This window comes from Poseidonibacter lekithochrous, assembly GCF_018861145.1.
In the GTDB taxonomy this organism is placed as follows: Bacteria; Campylobacterota; Campylobacteria; order Campylobacterales; family Arcobacteraceae; genus Poseidonibacter; species Poseidonibacter lekithochrous_A.
Window position 1 is genome coordinate 100278 of record NZ_JAHKQT010000007.1, and the last position, 275, is coordinate 100552.

The following is a 275-nucleotide window of genomic DNA, read 5'->3' on the forward strand; positions in this document are numbered from 1 at the left end:
CTAAGTCAGCAAGTCTTTGAGCTTCAGCAGCAGCAGCTTGTTCTTGGGCTAATCTTTGAGCTTGTTCCTCAGCTAATCTTTGAGCTTCAGCAGCCGCCGCTTGTTCTTGGGCTAATCTTTGAGCTTCTAAGTCAGCAAGTCTTTGAGCTTCAATTTGATAAGCTTGTTCATACGCTAATCTTTGAGATTCTAAATCAGTAGCTACTTTAACAACTTTTTTATTTACTACTGTTTCTGGTACATCTGTGCGTAGTTCAAAAAAAGGCTAACTCTCC

General features: G+C 40.4%; 1 protein-coding gene. It reads left to right on the forward strand.

All coding sequences use genetic code 11. From position 1 onward, the window contains the following. Positions 1–201: hypothetical protein (locus tag KO488_RS03710; protein ID WP_216057447.1), on the forward strand; the 201-nt coding region annotated here is incomplete at its 5' end. Between the last annotated feature and the right edge of the window lie 74 nt (positions 202–275).